The sequence below is a fragment of the Pseudoalteromonas sp. L23 genome (assembly GCF_021728455.1).
In the GTDB taxonomy this organism is placed as follows: Bacteria; Pseudomonadota; Gammaproteobacteria; order Enterobacterales; family Alteromonadaceae; genus Pseudoalteromonas.
The window spans coordinates 514,221-529,066 of the sequence record NZ_JAKKCW010000001.1 but is presented as its reverse complement, the minus strand read 5'-3'; the positions used below and the strand labels follow the sequence as shown (position 1 = coordinate 529,066).

Genomic DNA, 14,846 nt, shown 5'->3' with positions numbered 1-14,846 from the left:
AATTACTAGCTAAGTCAATAGGCAAACCATGATCACAGTTATCTCTCCAGCGAAAAACCTAGACTATGAAACACCCGCACCAACCAAGATGCACACACAGCCAGAGCTGCTGGAGCATAGCGAGTCACTTATTCAAGTTTGTCGCGATTTATCACCACAGCAGATCGGTAGCTTAATGAAGATAAGCGACAAGCTCGCTGGCTTAAATGCGGCAAGGTTTGCCGAGTGGTCAGAGCCTTTTACACAAGACAATGCTAAACAAGCTATTTTTGCTTTTAATGGCGATGTGTATGTCGGTTTAGAAGCACAAAGCCTAACTGAGGCTAATTTAAATTATGCGCAAAATCATTTACGTATCTTATCTGGGCTGTATGGCATCCTAAAACCACTTGACTTAATGCAGGCCTATCGTTTAGAAATGGGTACAAAGTTAAGTAACCCGCGTGGCAAAAACCTGTATGAGTTTTGGGGCACGATTATCGCTGAAAAACTGAATAAGGTCATGGAAGGGGCACAAACACAATACTTGGTGAACTTAGCTTCAAATGAGTACTTTAAAGCGGTAGATAAGAAGGCGCTGAAAGGTGACATTATCACTCCTATCTTTAAAGATTGTAAAAATGGTCAATACAAAGTCATCAGTTTTTACGCGAAGAAAGCGCGCGGTATGATGGCAAGGTATATCATTGAGAACCAAGTATCGGATTTGGAAAGCCTGAAAGCGTTTGATATTGCAGGATACCGCTTTAGTGAAGAAGCAACGCAAAAGGCTCAAGAACCGGTGTTTTTGAGAGCAGAACAATGACAACAAAATTATGTGTAGCAGCAGTGTTCGCCGCTGCGTTTGTGAGTGGCTGTAGTGGACATTTTACAACTAGAGTCAGCAATGTGCCGGTCGATTGCGAAGGTGATTCACGTTCGTGTTCTATGAGCTGTCGCAAAGATTACTCGGATCCGATGCAAGTACAAAATTGTGAGGACAGGTGTTTCCAACAGCAAAATCAATGTCGAGTGGATAGACCAACAGAAGATAAATGGGAAATTACGGACGAAAAACCGACTTATCCCGCTTCCTTCTAATTCACTACGCGCCTTTGGGTAAGCTCATATAGGCGCGTACGACCCTATCCCTAAATGCTAAATCCGTTGCCTTTTCGGCAGCTCTGTATAGTTGGCAAAACCCCTCGGGCTTTCCTGTTTGCAATAAGATGTCATCTAAAGCATCGATGCCAGTTAGGGTCTGTTGCCAGCGAGATACGATAACAGAGTCAGGCTCTGGCAGCTGACAGAGGATTTGCTCAGATAGCCTAAACTCACTGTTGGTAGCGACCTTGATCATATCGTCATTGGCCGCAGCTAACCAAGTAGCGCCTTTTGCGTTGACACAAATTAACGGTAAATAAGGCGCGATGGCTGGAAAGGCGGTGTTTTTAAACACCTCCACTTGCCAGTAAGCGCGAGCAATCTTAACAAACTGCTCGAAATTAGAGATGGCTGAAAAGCCTGATTGTGCGATGGGTTTGATTTCAACTCTGGGTTTGTTTGCATTCACCGTATCGTTTGCGGTATCTATATACCAATCTCCCACCAACATCGCATTTTGAAAGTACTCATCGCGTAGCGAACCCCATACTTTTTTGAGCTCGGCATTCTCTTTAAGCATGTAATTTCTGAGCACAGATAAACGTTCTGAATTTTGCTTGAGCTCCGTGGTGACGAGTTTAAACATTTCATCGCGAATTTCTAGGCAGCGACCAAGCGGGTAGGGTTTATCTGAAAAATAACTGTACTTTGGTGCGAGCGTGAGATCGGCATTGAGACGAAGGTTTGCCAGCTCAAAAGCGAGTAAATCTATTTCCTGTTGTGTCAAAACAAAGCCACTGGGTAGATACTAGATGGCACTAGTATAACCACAGTGGCGAATTTGGCCTATTTAATTGAAGAAATTAAATAACTTAGGATTGCATCTGGCTCGGGATCTCGGTTCGTATCCGGCAGATATTTAGGTCTTGTGAATATACCTTGTTCTACTAACGCGTCCAGTGCATCTAAGTGCGCAATGCCCGTTTTACCGAGATATAAATTATCTAAGCTGCGGGTATTGGCAAGCTGCACTATGTCTTTAAAGCCTTTTAAGTAGAGATGATCTTTAGTAAAGCCACCACCACGGAAAATTCGAGTGGTCAGCGCAAAGGCTTCATTGACGTTTAATACACCCGAGTCAGCTAAAAACTCATACACTTGATAGAATTTATCGCCTTTAAGTAGCATGTTAACCGCAATCACCCTAAGCGCTAATACTTTCAATCGTGTCAGATTTATTTGCCCTGATTGATACTCGCGGTAGATGGCAAGGCCCTCTTGAGTATAGGTATTGCCAGGTAAACCTAAGTGCAGCACTTTAAGTTGCTGGGCGTCAGCATTTAAAGTCGTGAGTAAGTGCACGCCAATTTCATGCTCTATCAAGGCATTGATATCAAGCTCAGATAGCATCGCACTGCTATTTACAAGCAGAAGACGCTTACTATTGTCGACCATTGCTTTGGCAACGAGCTTGCTTGATATAGCGACCTTACAAGGTAAGCCCATAGCCTCAATCGCTTGATTAAAACGTACCAAGGCTTGCTCGGCTGTAATGTCTTTTTTTGGCAAGGTCTCTGTTTCGCGCGCGTGCAGCAAGAAGGTCGCATTATTTATATCGTTGTAATCCGGCTCACCATAATAGCGTAGCGAGTTATACAAAAAGGCTTCGCGACCAATTTGGGTGATCAGTTCGATTTTAGTCGCGTAGCTGTCGATCACTTTACGATATAAATCTTTTACGATCGGATCTTGGATTTTTCCAACGGGCAAGCGATAGAGTTGCTCTTTAAACTCATACGGGTCAATTTTCAGCGGGCGATATTTAAACGCAGGCTGATAATGACGTTTCGAGAAAAAGCGACGTTTCTCTTGTGCGATATTGCTTGGGTTAACATAATGCAGCGTTTCAAGGTTTCTGGCTATGCGGTACAGCGCAGAGTCCACGTTAATCAGCGCAGGGTCAAGCTGCGACGTTGATTTTGCTTTGCGAAGTGGCTTATAGCAGTGATTTTTAGCAAATGTTTTTGCCGTTTTACTCAAAGCAACATGCATGTTGCGCTGTAGTTTTTCAAACACCACAGGGAATAATTCGCCGCTGTTTTCGTCCATAAAGACTTTTTTTACTTCAAGCGGTACCACTAAGGTGTTATCAAAGTGGCTGGTAATATATTGCGCTTGATAACCATGGCCCTGAAAGACGGTATTTTCAGCACAATCCACCAGCTGGCCTGCCAGTTTTTTCAGTCCTAGCTGTTTTTTTAGCTCATCTAATACGGCGCGAAAACGCAAGGTATCAAGTTGTGCAGTGCCAATATTAAAGGTTGGTGCATAAGGGTAGCTACGAATTTGATAATTATAGCTGTGCACATCAAATAGCAAGCAGGCACCAAACTTGCGCTCAAGCGTGGTTAACAGCGCACTGAGCACACGGTAATAGGCTGCATGCTTAGACAAGCTAACATCTATGTCTGCATTTGGTAGCGCTTGGCTCCACACTTGTTTACCCCATGCTTCTTTGTATATCGCAAGCTCTGGCGCACGGTTAAGATCGTATTCGTAACGTGAGTCACGCGCGATAAGCGTGATGGGTAATGATTCAATCATGCCGTCGGTAAACGGATCTTCCTCTTGTAAACGCTCAGCATCGCTAATGGCGAACAAGCCTTTTAGGCTAGCACGGGTGCGGTGGCCTGCGTGTACAGCAGTGGCGACATAAGGCACGTATTCCCTCACTTCGAGGTGAAAAGCACCTTCAGCAAATTGTCCACTGATGGGTTTGCCGGCTTCAAGCGCGGCAATGATGGCTTGTTCAGATAGCATGAGCATCTTCTATTACTTGACGGAATTGGTTTTTGCGATGCGTTACTAGCTCTTTGGCGTGCACCACACTCTCTACAAAATCGATAACTTGCACTTGCAGCTTACAGCGGTTTAAACGGTTAATACGGGTTATCCCGCCAGGCGAGAGCACGTTAACTTCAATAAGCTTGCCGCCTATCACGTCAATGCCAACAAAATACAAACCATCACGCACAAGCTTAGGGCCGATGTGCTTACATAGCGCTTTTTCTTGGTTGGTGAGTTTGTGTTTCACTACTTTGCCACCGGCATGTACGTTGGCACGCACTTCATTTGCTGCAGGCACACGTTTCATGGCGCCAATCGGTTCGCCGTTAAGCATTAGAATACGAACATCACCCTCGTCGGCACCTTCAACATAGTCTTGTAAAATGACGTAGTTGCTGCCTTTACCAGCCTCGTCGCCACCAATATAAAACTCAAGGAGTGAGCTAAAGCTTTGTTTCGCGCGTTTTTCAACGACGATAACACCGCGACCGCCAAAGCCATCAAGCGGCTTTAAGATCATTTTCTCTTGCTCTGATTCAGAGAATATACGCTCTAAATACTCTTTGTTTTTAGATACATGCGTATTTGGAATAAATTCTCTCGCGATGCCTTGGAAAGATGCCGTGTACAGCTTGTTATTAGCAATGCGCAGGCCATCAATGTCGTTGATAATGAAAGTATCATCACGAACAGAGTCTAAAAAGTTCATCGCCAAGGTATCAAGCGGCGGATTAGCGCGCATAAATATTGCGTCAAAACCTGCCAAAGGAAGCTGTACTTTTTTAAACTCAGCTTTGTTGTAAAAGCTCACTAAGTTGTCAGATACTTTTTGGCCCGCAACAAATACATCACAGAAGGCACTGGCGACACTTTCGCGAATAGTGAGGTTGTTTACGGTGGTGATGGCAACGACGTGACCGCGCGATACGGCTTCGTGGATAAGTCTTAGCGTGCTGTCGTTTTCAGCTTCTACACGCTCCCAAGGGTACATAATAAAACAGATTTTCACGGGCTATTTTTGCTCAGCAAATAAATTGGCAATATAGCGTAAAATAGCTTAGACGCTCACGGATTATTTTTATCGACAAGATAAGGAATATCAATCATCTATTGGGCAAGAAGCAGAGCACTGACAGGTGCTCTGCAGGGTGGATATCATACTCTAAAGCGGTTAACTATGTCACTCAATTCGTGACTTGCTCGTGTTAGTTGCTCACTGGTGTTGTTGAGCGAATGCGTGGTATCCAAAGAGTGATGGGTGGAGTCAGAAAGCTGAGCTATTCGCTCATTAACTTCTTGTGCTGCAAGACTTTGCTCGTCGGTGGCTTTGGCGATGTGGGTACTCATATCCGAGATAGCGTCAATAAGGCGCTCAATTTCGGTTAATGCGTTATCGGCAAGCTGTACCTGTTCAACCGTTTGCTCCGAGATTTGTTGGCTAACTTTAACTGCTGCTACGGCCTGCTGCGCTTCTTTTTGCAGTCGCTCGATCATGTTGTGGATTTCATCTGTGCTTTGACCCGTACGACTTGCAAGGGTGCGAACTTCATCTGCAACAACGGCAAAGCCTCGTCCTTGTTCACCTGCTCGAGCGGCTTCTATTGCCGCGTTTAGTGCAAGTAAATTGGTTTGCTCCGCAATACCTCGAATAACATCGAGCACCGATCCTATATGCTGACTCTCTTGTGCAAGGCTTGTCGTTGTCACGCTCACAGATTGAATTTGCTCCGACAGCTTTTTAATGGCGGCAATGGTTTGAGAAATAGTTTGTTTGCCTTTTTCACTGTAATTGCGTGCGTCTGCGGCAGAATGTTCTGCAGTATCTGCATTGCTACTGATCTCACGAACTTGCATGGTCATTTGTTCGGCAGCCGTGGCGACTTGGCGGCTATTGTCATTTTGCGACTCAATAAATGCCAAGTTTTCTTCGCCAGCCGCTTTTACCTGATTGGCCAGTGTTTCAACTTCTTTAGCGTTATGGGCCACTGTCGCGATGGAATGACGCATCTTCTCAGTATACAAGTTAAAGTATTTGGCAAGCGCGGTTATCTCATCTTTACCGCTTTCGTCGAGTTGTCGAGTCAAATCGCCTTCGCCTTGAGCGATATCTTTCATCATGTCTTTGGCTTGTTGAATGGGGGTGATGATGCTCTTACCTATGATTGCACTAAATGGGAATAGCAGAATAATAAGCACCACCATCTCAATTAATAGCAAATTTCGAATATAGGCAAACTCAGCTTCGATAGTGTCGAGGTACACACCGGAGCCGATGATCCAACCCCAAGGTGTAAACGCTTTGACGTAAGATATTTTTTCGACAGGGGCTTCTTTACCAGGCTTTGGCCAAAGGTAGGGAACAAATCCCGCACCACTTTTTTCTGCCACTTGTACCATTTCAACGAATAAGCGCTTGCCGGTGGGATCTTTTGATTGGCTGAGATCTTTGCCGTTGAGCTCGCTTTTAAATGGGTGCATCACCATTTTTGGATGATAGTCGTTGATCCAAAAGTAATTGTTTCCTTCGTATCGTAAAGCGGCAACGGCATCAAGAGCTGCGGATTTCGCTTGCGCCTCTGGGAGTTTCCCAGATACATATTGTTGGTGAAAGTAAGCCACTAAACTATAGGCATTTTCAACAAGGTTTTGAGTTTTATGATATTGCTGCTTTTCGAGTGCATCATACTGTTGCGATAAGCTTACTGCGCTTTGAAGGATAACGCCGATAATAACTACAATGATCAGTAACGCGAGGCGCTGGAAAATGGTGAGATTTCGAAAAAACTGTTTGGACATAACGCAATCCTTATGTCGTTTTTATTATTGAGAGAAGCAGGCGCGAACGCCTCATCAATTCATACTAGTTAATCTTAGTAGTAATACCAATTGCGTTAATTCTCCAACCAATTTGAAGGGTGAAATACCATATTAGCTTAGTTAAAAATTTCTCATTTAGAACAACTAAATAGCAAAATTTTTGCCTTGCTACTAAAGCTATTTCTCCGCTTCAAATAGCTCATTTACTTAATGCAATTGATATATAACTTGAGATAGAACAATAATTTCAGTTTTTCTTAGTCTAGAAGAATAAACAATTAGACCAATGGATTAGAACTAAATGGAGAGAAAAGAAGAAGCGCCCAGCTCATAGGAAGCTAGGCGCTATTAAGTGTTTACTTAGCTTCAACCTCAAAATGACGATTAAAGAAGTCAGTAATGGTTTGATGCAAGTGGGTTTGTACTTTTTTGCCACGTAAACTGTGCTTCGATCCAGGGTAAGTCATCATTTCAAATGGCTTAACCTCGTCCTGCAACTGCTTAAATAGTTTCGTTGCATGGGTAAATAGCACGTTATCGTCCGCCATACCGTGATAGATCATCAGCGGGCCTTTTAGTCCATCAGCATAAGGGAACACCGCGCTTTGCTCATAGCCCTTAGCATTTGTATCTGGGTGACCAAGGTAGCGCTCAGTGTAATGGGTGTCATATAAAGCCCAATCTGTTACTGGCGCACCAGAGACACCAGCTTTAAAGTAGTCGCCTGCTTTAAACATTGTCATCAGCGCCATATAACCACCATAGCTGTGACCATAAATACCGATACGCTCAGGGTCGACGTACTCTAGTGTACGTAAGAACTCAACGCCTTTAATTTGGTCAGCCACTTCCACCTCACCTAAGTGCTTGTAGATTGGATCTTCAAACTTTTTACCACGGTTGTAAGAACCTCGGTTATCTAATTGGAAAATCACATAACCCTGCTGGGCAAGATATTGGAAGTACAAGTTTTTACTACGCCAGCTGTTGGTCACGCGTTGTGCATGAGGTCCGCCATACACGTTCACAATAACAGGATATTTCTTACCGTTTTCAAGCTTTGCTGGCTTAAATAAGCGGTAATACATAGTTTGACCATCTTCCGCTTTAAGTGTGCCATATTCTGGCGTAGCTAGATTGCTCAAATAAGGCGTTAACGGATGTTCGTTATTCAGCGCATTTTCTTCAAGCCAAGTCACAAAGTCACCATTCACTTTTCGTAGCGCAACCGCTGGTGGACGGTTTACAGAAGAGCTTTTATCGATAAAGGTACGGTTATCTTTTGCCAGTACGACACTATGATAGCTGCCTTTTTCGGTAATACGTTTTGCATCGCCATCTTTAAAAAGTGGTACGCTGTATAGGTGGCTTTCAAGCGGCGTGTCTTTGCGGCCGGAGAAGTATACGATGCCTTTTTTCTCATCAATTCCCTGAAGGCTCTCAACAATCCAATCGCCTTTAGTGATTTGGCGCACCAGTTGGCCATTGGTTCTGTACAGGTAAAGGTGTTTAAAGCCATCGCGCTCAGATGCCCAAACGAAATGCTTTTTGTCCTTTAAGAATTCAAGGTCAAAGTGTAGGTTAATCCAAGTATCACTGGTTTCGGTTAGGGCGACTTGCTGCTTTTTGCTTTTAGTATCGTAAAAGCGCAGTTCCAGTTTTTGCTGTGAGCGATTTTGCCACTGGTATGACAATGTTTTATTGTCTTTTAACCAATTTGCACGGGCAATATAGATATCTTTATCTTCGCCTAAATCAATCCAATCCACCTTTTGGTCATTGATCTTTACAACACCTAATTCAATCTCAACGTTAGCAGTCCCGGTGTATGGATAACGTTGATTGAATAGCTTGACCTCTTCGGCATAGATTTCGTTACGAATGGCTTCCTGAACTGGGCTTTCATCAATGCGAGTAAAAGCAATTTGTTGCTCATCACCCGACCACCAATAGCCTGTCATACGGCTCATTTCTTCTTGAGCAACGAACTCAGCCATGCCGTTTTTAATTACGCCACCGCCGTCTTTAGTTAATTGCGTTTCTTTACCCGATTTAAGATTAATGGCATAGAGGTTTTGCTCACGAATAAAAGAAACAAAATTGCCTTTTGGCGAGAAGCGAGCGTCGGTTTCGAATGCTTCAGTTTCCGTTAGTTTCTTACTCTTACCAGAAGCGATTTCATAGTAGTACAAGTCGCCATTGAGTGGGAAAAGTAGCGCTTTGCCATCTTTTGACCATTTGTATTCTAAAATACCACGGCCAAAAATACGTTGACGCTCACGACGTGCTTTTTCTTCATCTGAGAGGTTCTCTGGGCCAGAAAATAGTGCCGCAGAATCTACCAACAAGCGGTTTGTATTGTCTTTGAGATTGTATTCCCAAAGGTCGTAACGGTTATAGTCTTCTTTTTTACCTTGAAGATAAGTAACACGAGAACCGTCAGGAGAAAATTGCAGTTTTACAGGTGCTTTACCTGAAAGAGACGGATCGTCAAAAAGTCGCTCTAGCGTTAGTTGCTCTGCGCTAGCGGTGACAGAGACAAGTGCTAATGGAAGAGCGATGGTGTAGTGTTTAATGCGAGAGTGCACGGTAGCCACCTTGTTATATTTTTAAAGTCTGATTGGATGGTAATGAAGCCGCTTTGCAATAGCAACAAATTCGGATAGAGTGCCGTGTAAATAGGATTTATAGAATTTCACTATGTCATTTGAATTAGCTAAAGAATTACAACGAGACTGTATCTTAATTACCGAGTGGCCGCTGTGTAGCGTGTTGTTAATGAATGATGTTCAGTACCCTTGGTTTATCTTAGTCCCTAGGGTTGTGGGCGCGAAAGAAATTATTGATTTACCTGAGTCGCAGCAAGTTCAATTTTGGCAAGAATCAGCCAAGCTTAGTCAGCTGTTACAAGACACCTTTACCCCAGATAAATTAAACGTGGCTGCGCTTGGTAATATGGTGCCACAACTACATGTGCACCACATCGCACGATTTAAAACCGATATTGCATGGCCAAAACCGGTTTGGGGGCTCTATCCAGCAAAACCCTACAGTGATGAGGAAATTGAGCAGCTAAAGGCGAGTTTTGCTTAAAGCCTCAAAAAGGCAATGAGACTGTAAACACATCAAGCGCTTTACAAACTGTTAAGTTCTACGTGTTTTGTGTTTATATCTGGAACTGTTATAACTGAAATTGACTTTTGCCGTTTTAAATCAATGAGTACGCGATATGAATAAAAGTTTAGTTGTTATTTTGGCAGTATCATTATTATCCGCCTGTAAGGCGACTGTGCCAGAGCCTTATCAAAAAGATCGTGAACCAGAGTCCAGAACTGAATATAGTGGTGTGGAAGGGTTGGCGCAGCAACAGCAAGATCAAAACTATTTAATGCGCAAAGAGCTACAAGACAAATGCGATGATGCGAAAGTAAATTTAGCGATTGCTAAATCTGACAAAGCCACAAAAGCCATCAAAAAACACCAAAGAGAAATCAAAGATTATTGTATCTAGGGTTAATTACCGAGCAACTGTTATCTTGCTTAAAGGTAACATCAACATGAATATTCGTTTGTTAGTATCTGAATTAGCTTATTTTTTATAGTTTGATGGCTCTTTTATGAGAGGCAAAGTAAAAGTAAGATGTTGATACTGTTGTTTCGTAATTAGATGGTGTTTTCAAGTTTAAATTATAATGAGTTTTGTTTGGCGAGAATTTTTTGATAAGATGAAGTTACCTTTTTTGGGTAATTTAAAGGATGAAATTATGAAACTTGTTTTGCTTGTATTACCTTTGACTCTAATCGGCTGTACCTCTTCTAACAATGCTCAATTAGTAGAAAAACATGCTGAGATGGCTGTTGTAGAGTGTGGCAAGGGTAATGTTAAATCGGTATCAACGACAAGCTTTACCTGTAAAGAAAAAGCTTAAGCGTGAATATTGGATTAAAAGGCGTTTCATATGAAGCGCCTTTTGTTTTTGATGATACTGAAGTTACAGTCCTAGCACCTGCTTACCTTGCTTAAAGGTAACATCAACAGGAATGTTCGCTTTGGAAAGCTTATCTAGATCTTTTTGCAGTTCCGCTTTGATATCGCCGTGTGTGGCGATCAGTTGATCTACTTTTTGATAGTCGCCGTCACCTTGTAGCGTTAGGATAAGGTTAGACAGTTTCTCCATCGCTGCGCCCATCTTTTCCATATTCACTTGATATAGACCATCCGTGTTCTTAGAAAATGCGCCTTCTTCTTTAAAGAAGTTAAAGCGGATCATGTTCGCTTTACCATGTGCACTGGATGCACCAAAACGTACTGAGCGGAAGATACCAGCCATAAAGGTGATGTAGTAATCCTCAAGCGTACCTTCGGTGATCTCGCCTTTTTTAAGCAATTGCTCGACCATGTATAGACCTAGGATATCGGCTTTACCTTCTTCAAGCGCACTGGCGTGTTCTTGCAGTGATTGGCGCACGGTGCCTTTACCTGTAATGGTATTTTTAATGCCTAGACCATGGGCCACCTCATGGAACATGGTATTAGCAAAGAAAGCATCAAAGGTGATGTGCTTACGTTGCTCAGGGACGATAAGTTGGTCAGCAATTGGTACTAAGATCTTATCGAATTTTGCGCGCATGGCGTTTTTAAGCTGTAGGCGACGTGTACCTTTTTGGAGTTGCACTTCTTCGTCATTTGGCAGGTTAATCGCAATGGTTTTACTACCCGCGTTTGAATGGCCTGCATAATAAATGACGTCATATGCGTTTAGGTCGGCATCAGAGCCTGGTACTTCTTGCTTGTATTTATCATCAACAGGCAAGCCGGTTTGTAGCTCAGGTAAGAAGGCGGCAAATTTAGCGAGACGCTCACTCCAAGCTAAGTCTTTAACCAGAACGTAAGACTCAAAAGCGGCGCGATAGCCAAATAGCTGGTCTTCATAGGTTTCAATTGGGCCGATCACCACATCAATCGGGTTATTCTTCATGTCCATCCAAGCAAAATCAGACGCTTGGTAGCTATTATTGACTAACGCATCTGCACGCAAGTTTAAGTAGTTTGCAAACTCTTTGTCTTGTGCCAGTTTACTTGCTTGGCGTAGAAGCTCTGCGGCTTTATCCAATTCAGCTTTATACGCGGATGAGTAAGAAGTGCTGTATAGTTTGCCGTTTTCATCGCGGCGGATAACAGAATACAATCCTGTTTTATCTTTTACTTCGGCGTTATTTAGCTCGTCTTTGGTAATGTCGCTTGGGTAAAATTCTGCACCCAGTGCTTTTTCTTCAAAGCCAGAAAGAAAAACTTGGTCGCCATTTAAACGATCCCAAGGCCCATAGTTAATGTCCGCGAATTGGCGTACTTTTTCGTCTGAGATTTTGCTTAGGAATGTTGCTTTGTCTTCGCCGAACGCTTGCTGCCAAAATAAATCATCCATAATAACCGAAGCATCGATGAGTAAAGCTAGCATCTTTTTCTGGTTATCGTTTAAGTGACTCAAGTCTGTTTCGAGTGTTACTGGGGTATAAATATCTAGCCGGTCTTGAGATGCATTAACTAGCTTATAGCCTGATTGTTTAGTATCAACTTGTCCTTGCTCAGTTTGTGCACTAGGTTTCTCAGAAGAGGTTGATGGCTCAGAGCAGCCAGTTAGGGTGAGACCTGTTGCAAGTGCGATTGCAACCGAAATCATTGAGTGTTTCATAATGCTCCCTTGTTGTCTGTATTCTATTTATTTATGTGGCGATCACCTTACACGATTTTGTATCACAATACTTAGTTAACTTTGGTTGGCGTGTGATACGCAAGCCGCTGTTAACGTGAAAGGTCATCATTTGTGTCCAGCTATGGGTCATTTTCAGTATTTTTGCGGCAAAGTTTGCCACAAAGCACCATATGCTATGAATTCTAACTTGCTAATTATTGAGGGTATATAAATAAAATATTATTTTTTTAGATTTTCTTAACTTTATCCGAAAGTTAGACAATACTTACGTCATAGATACTAAAAATCAGCAGTGTGACCTCCAGCAAGCAAGTGCTTACTTTTGCCATAAGCTTACGCTTGTAGTCGGGTCTTTTATTCAGTTATTAAGGGATTTGGTTTCATGTCTACAGAAAATGCTTTGCTCACGATTCTAACTGACAGAATTAATAACGATACCTTGGTATTGCCGACATTACCTGAAATTGCAGTGCGGGTTAGGCAAGCGGCAGATGACCCTGAAATTAACTTGATGCAGATGGCAGATGTTATTTCTCACGACCCAGCCCTTGCAGCACGTATGATCAAAGTTGCCAACAGCGCATTTATGGGCCGTTCGGTGAAGGTAAACACCTTAAACCAAGCAGTAACTCGTATCGGTCTCAGACAAATCAAGAATATAGCGACTGCAATGGCGATGGAGCAGCTATTTGTTTCTAATAACAAGCTTATTAAAACTTACATGGACAAAGCTTGGCAGAAAACGCTAAAAGTTGCTTGCCAAGCGATAACAACGATGGATTTTTATCTTCGCGTCAATAAGCACACGTCGCTTAACAAAGATACAATCACGCTGGCTTCTTTGGTGTTTAATATCGGTGTTTTACCGATTTTGACGGAGGCCGAACGTCACCCTGAAGTGTTTGCCAATCCAAGCTTTTTGGCTCATGCAATCCAGAAATTAGGCGGCAAAATTGGGGGGGCAATAATGCGAGAGTGGGAATTCACCGATGAGTTTGTTGAAGTTGCAGAAAGCTGGGCAAATCCTAATTATCGACCTGAACATGTTTGTTATGTCGACTTTATTCGTGTTGGTGCGATTGTAGAAGGTATTTTGCAGGTGTCGGATAAGTCTGCAGCGCTAAAGCAATATGAAGAAAAGGGGGTAATAAGAGAGGTGAATATGTTTGCTGATGACACTTATTTGCATGTACTCGAAGACGTTAAAACAATGTTTGCCTAATCCTTGTAACTTAATGCGCAGTTTCAGCGCCTTCGTTTGCCGTGAATATAAAGACCTCTGTTGAGGTCTTTACCGTTTAGGGGATAGCCTCGGCCTGGGGCTTTCTAAATATTTTACTTATCCGAGCAGCTGTAACTGAAATCGTTAAGCCACATAAAATAAAACCACCCCCGATGGCTTCAATTAGCATCAATCGCTCATTAAGTAATAAGGCTGAACCTACAATGCCGACAATAGGGATTAATAAAGCAAAAGGCGTCACTGCTGCGGCCTTGTGATTTTTAAGTAGCCACCCCCATATTGCGAATGCAATCAGTGTCGAGATATAACCCACATAGGCAATGGATAACCAAGACTGTGTTGTAGTGTTTAGTAGTAAGGTCAGTGGGGCGTCAGTTTCAATAAAATAAGACAGTGTAAAAAGTGGCAACGGCGGCACTAGGCTTACCCAAACAATAAAATGGAGTAAATTCACGTCTTGCAGGCGCTTCATAATGAGGTTTGAAAACGACCAAAATAATGCCGCGAATAGAATGAGTACCGCGCCCAACATTGTCGTTGACCCAGAGGAGTTGATAAAAAACAAACTAAAGCCAAACGTTGCAATGCTAATCCCTACCACTTGAAAGCGATCCATGGTTTCCTTTAACAACAAAACACTTAGCAAAATCGTGAAAATGACTTGGGCTTGTAGCAGCAAAGAAGCAATGCCGGCTGATGCATTTGATTCCATCGCAATAAACAGCAAGCTAAACTTAAGCACACCTAAAAATAGCCCAACCCCGAGTACGTTCCATACCGACGTGTTAGGAAAAGGAATGAAGAATACTGCTGGGATCGCGACTACCAAAAAACGCAAGCCCGAGAATAAAATAGGAGGTAACTCTGCTAGGCCAAATTTAATGACCGAAAAGTTAAGCCCCCAAATTATCACTACTATTAAAGCCAATGAAATGCTTTTTACATTCACGCGAGTCAAACTCCGTTTAATTGTACGAGTTACCGTTTTCGGGTATCGGACTACTGGCGTAAATTGTCTTCGATGCCTGAAATTCAGGTTAGCAAAGCGTTACTGCCGAAGCCGAATTGCTATCATGCCATTGAAGAGTAAATAAAGCGCGACAAATACGTTGGTTAGTGCAAATAAACTCGCGAGTCAGTAA

The 14,846-nt window shown here is 42.8% G+C and carries 13 protein-coding genes; 6 read left to right on the top strand and 7 right to left on the bottom strand.

Annotation, left to right across the window (positions count from 1 at the left end; genetic code table 11):
- Positions 1–28: 28 nt before the first annotated feature.
- Positions 29–805 carry a peroxide stress protein YaaA gene (gene yaaA / locus L3V43_RS02425; RefSeq protein ID WP_010606114.1) on the top strand — a complete coding sequence of 259 codons (777 nt, stop codon included), beginning with the start codon at positions 29–31 and terminating at the stop codon, positions 803–805.
- Positions 802–1,080: a hypothetical protein gene (locus L3V43_RS02420; protein WP_157782799.1), complete on the top strand. Its 279-nt coding sequence runs from the start codon at positions 802–804 to the stop codon at positions 1,078–1,080. The genes yaaA and L3V43_RS02420 overlap by 4 nt, the downstream gene beginning before the upstream one ends.
- 4 nt (positions 1,081–1,084) lie before the next feature.
- On the opposite strand, the gene L3V43_RS02415 is transcribed toward L3V43_RS02420, so the two are convergent.
- From L3V43_RS02415 to L3V43_RS02395, 5 genes are all read right to left on the bottom strand, one after another.
- Positions 1,085–1,870 carry a hypothetical protein gene (locus L3V43_RS02415; RefSeq protein WP_237115788.1) on the bottom strand — a complete coding sequence of 262 codons (786 nt, stop codon included), beginning with the start codon at positions 1,868–1,870 and terminating at the stop codon, positions 1,085–1,087.
- A 59-nt stretch (positions 1,871–1,929) separates the two neighbouring features.
- On the bottom strand, positions 1,930–3,909 hold the full coding sequence (locus tag L3V43_RS02410) for a flavohemoglobin expression-modulating QEGLA motif protein (RefSeq protein ID WP_237123923.1): 1,980 nt from the start codon (positions 3,907–3,909) through the stop codon (positions 1,930–1,932).
- Positions 3,893–4,939, bottom strand: a complete 1,047-nt coding sequence (gene gshB / locus L3V43_RS02405; protein ID WP_010606117.1) for a glutathione synthase — start codon at positions 4,937–4,939, stop codon at positions 3,893–3,895. The genes L3V43_RS02410 and gshB overlap by 17 nt, the downstream gene beginning before the upstream one ends.
- 146 nt (positions 4,940–5,085) lie before the next feature.
- Entirely contained in the window at positions 5,086–6,726 is a 1,641-nt protein-coding gene (locus tag L3V43_RS02400) for a methyl-accepting chemotaxis protein (RefSeq protein ID WP_235366547.1), read from the bottom strand.
- A gap of 377 nt (positions 6,727–7,103) precedes the next feature.
- Positions 7,104–9,335, bottom strand: a complete 2,232-nt coding sequence (locus L3V43_RS02395; protein WP_237115790.1) for a S9 family peptidase — start codon at positions 9,333–9,335, stop codon at positions 7,104–7,106.
- 112 nt (positions 9,336–9,447) lie between these two features.
- Between L3V43_RS02395 and L3V43_RS02390 the strand changes: the two genes are divergently transcribed.
- The 3 genes from L3V43_RS02390 (at position 9,448) to L3V43_RS02380 (ending at position 10,676) form a co-directional block, all read left to right on the top strand.
- A complete protein-coding gene (locus tag L3V43_RS02390) occupies positions 9,448–9,840 on the top strand; it encodes an HIT domain-containing protein (protein WP_010606120.1) in 393 nt (130 codons plus the stop codon).
- A gap of 136 nt (positions 9,841–9,976) precedes the next feature.
- Positions 9,977–10,258, top strand: coding sequence for a hypothetical protein (locus tag L3V43_RS02385; protein WP_010606121.1), 282 nt, complete (start codon positions 9,977–9,979; stop codon positions 10,256–10,258).
- 181 nt (positions 10,259–10,439) lie between these two features.
- Positions 10,440–10,676 (top strand): hypothetical protein, encoded by a 237-nt coding sequence (locus L3V43_RS02380; RefSeq protein WP_235366548.1) that lies wholly within the window; start codon positions 10,440–10,442, stop codon positions 10,674–10,676.
- Between the two features lie 63 nt (positions 10,677–10,739).
- Here the strand turns inward: L3V43_RS02380 and L3V43_RS02375 are convergent, their stop codons facing one another.
- Positions 10,740–12,440: a Zn-dependent hydrolase gene (locus L3V43_RS02375; protein WP_102057353.1), complete on the bottom strand. Its 1,701-nt coding sequence runs from the start codon at positions 12,438–12,440 to the stop codon at positions 10,740–10,742.
- Between the two features lie 403 nt (positions 12,441–12,843).
- Between L3V43_RS02375 and L3V43_RS02370 the strand changes: the two genes are divergently transcribed.
- A complete protein-coding gene (locus tag L3V43_RS02370; protein ID WP_010606124.1) occupies positions 12,844–13,683 on the top strand; it encodes an HDOD domain-containing protein in 840 nt (279 codons plus the stop codon).
- Positions 13,684–13,759: 76 nt separating this feature from the next.
- Here L3V43_RS02370 and L3V43_RS02365 read toward each other — a convergent pair whose 3' ends face one another.
- Entirely contained in the window at positions 13,760–14,632 is an 873-nt protein-coding gene (locus L3V43_RS02365) for an EamA family transporter (protein WP_237115791.1), read from the bottom strand.
- Between the last annotated feature and the right edge of the window lie 214 nt (positions 14,633–14,846).

Excerpts from the sequence above, each read along its gene's own strand:
- yaaA (WP_010606114.1), top strand. The coding sequence starts at position 29 with ATGATCACAGTTATCTCTCCAGCGAAAAACCTAGACTATGAAACACCC.
- L3V43_RS02420 (WP_157782799.1), top strand. The coding sequence starts at position 802 with ATGACAACAAAATTATGTGTAGCAGCAGTGTTCGCCGCTGCGTTTGTG.
- L3V43_RS02410 (WP_237123923.1), bottom strand. The coding sequence starts at position 3,909 with ATGCTCATGCTATCTGAACAAGCCATCATTGCCGCGCTTGAAGCCGGC.
- L3V43_RS02400 (WP_235366547.1), bottom strand. The coding sequence starts at position 6,726 with ATGTCCAAACAGTTTTTTCGAAATCTCACCATTTTCCAGCGCCTCGCG.
- L3V43_RS02390 (WP_010606120.1), top strand. The coding sequence starts at position 9,448 with ATGTCATTTGAATTAGCTAAAGAATTACAACGAGACTGTATCTTAATT.
- L3V43_RS02385 (WP_010606121.1), top strand. The coding sequence starts at position 9,977 with ATGAATAAAAGTTTAGTTGTTATTTTGGCAGTATCATTATTATCCGCC.
- L3V43_RS02380 (WP_235366548.1), top strand. The coding sequence starts at position 10,440 with ATGAGTTTTGTTTGGCGAGAATTTTTTGATAAGATGAAGTTACCTTTT.
- L3V43_RS02375 (WP_102057353.1), bottom strand. The coding sequence starts at position 12,440 with ATGAAACACTCAATGATTTCGGTTGCAATCGCACTTGCAACAGGTCTC.
- L3V43_RS02370 (WP_010606124.1), top strand. The coding sequence starts at position 12,844 with ATGTCTACAGAAAATGCTTTGCTCACGATTCTAACTGACAGAATTAAT.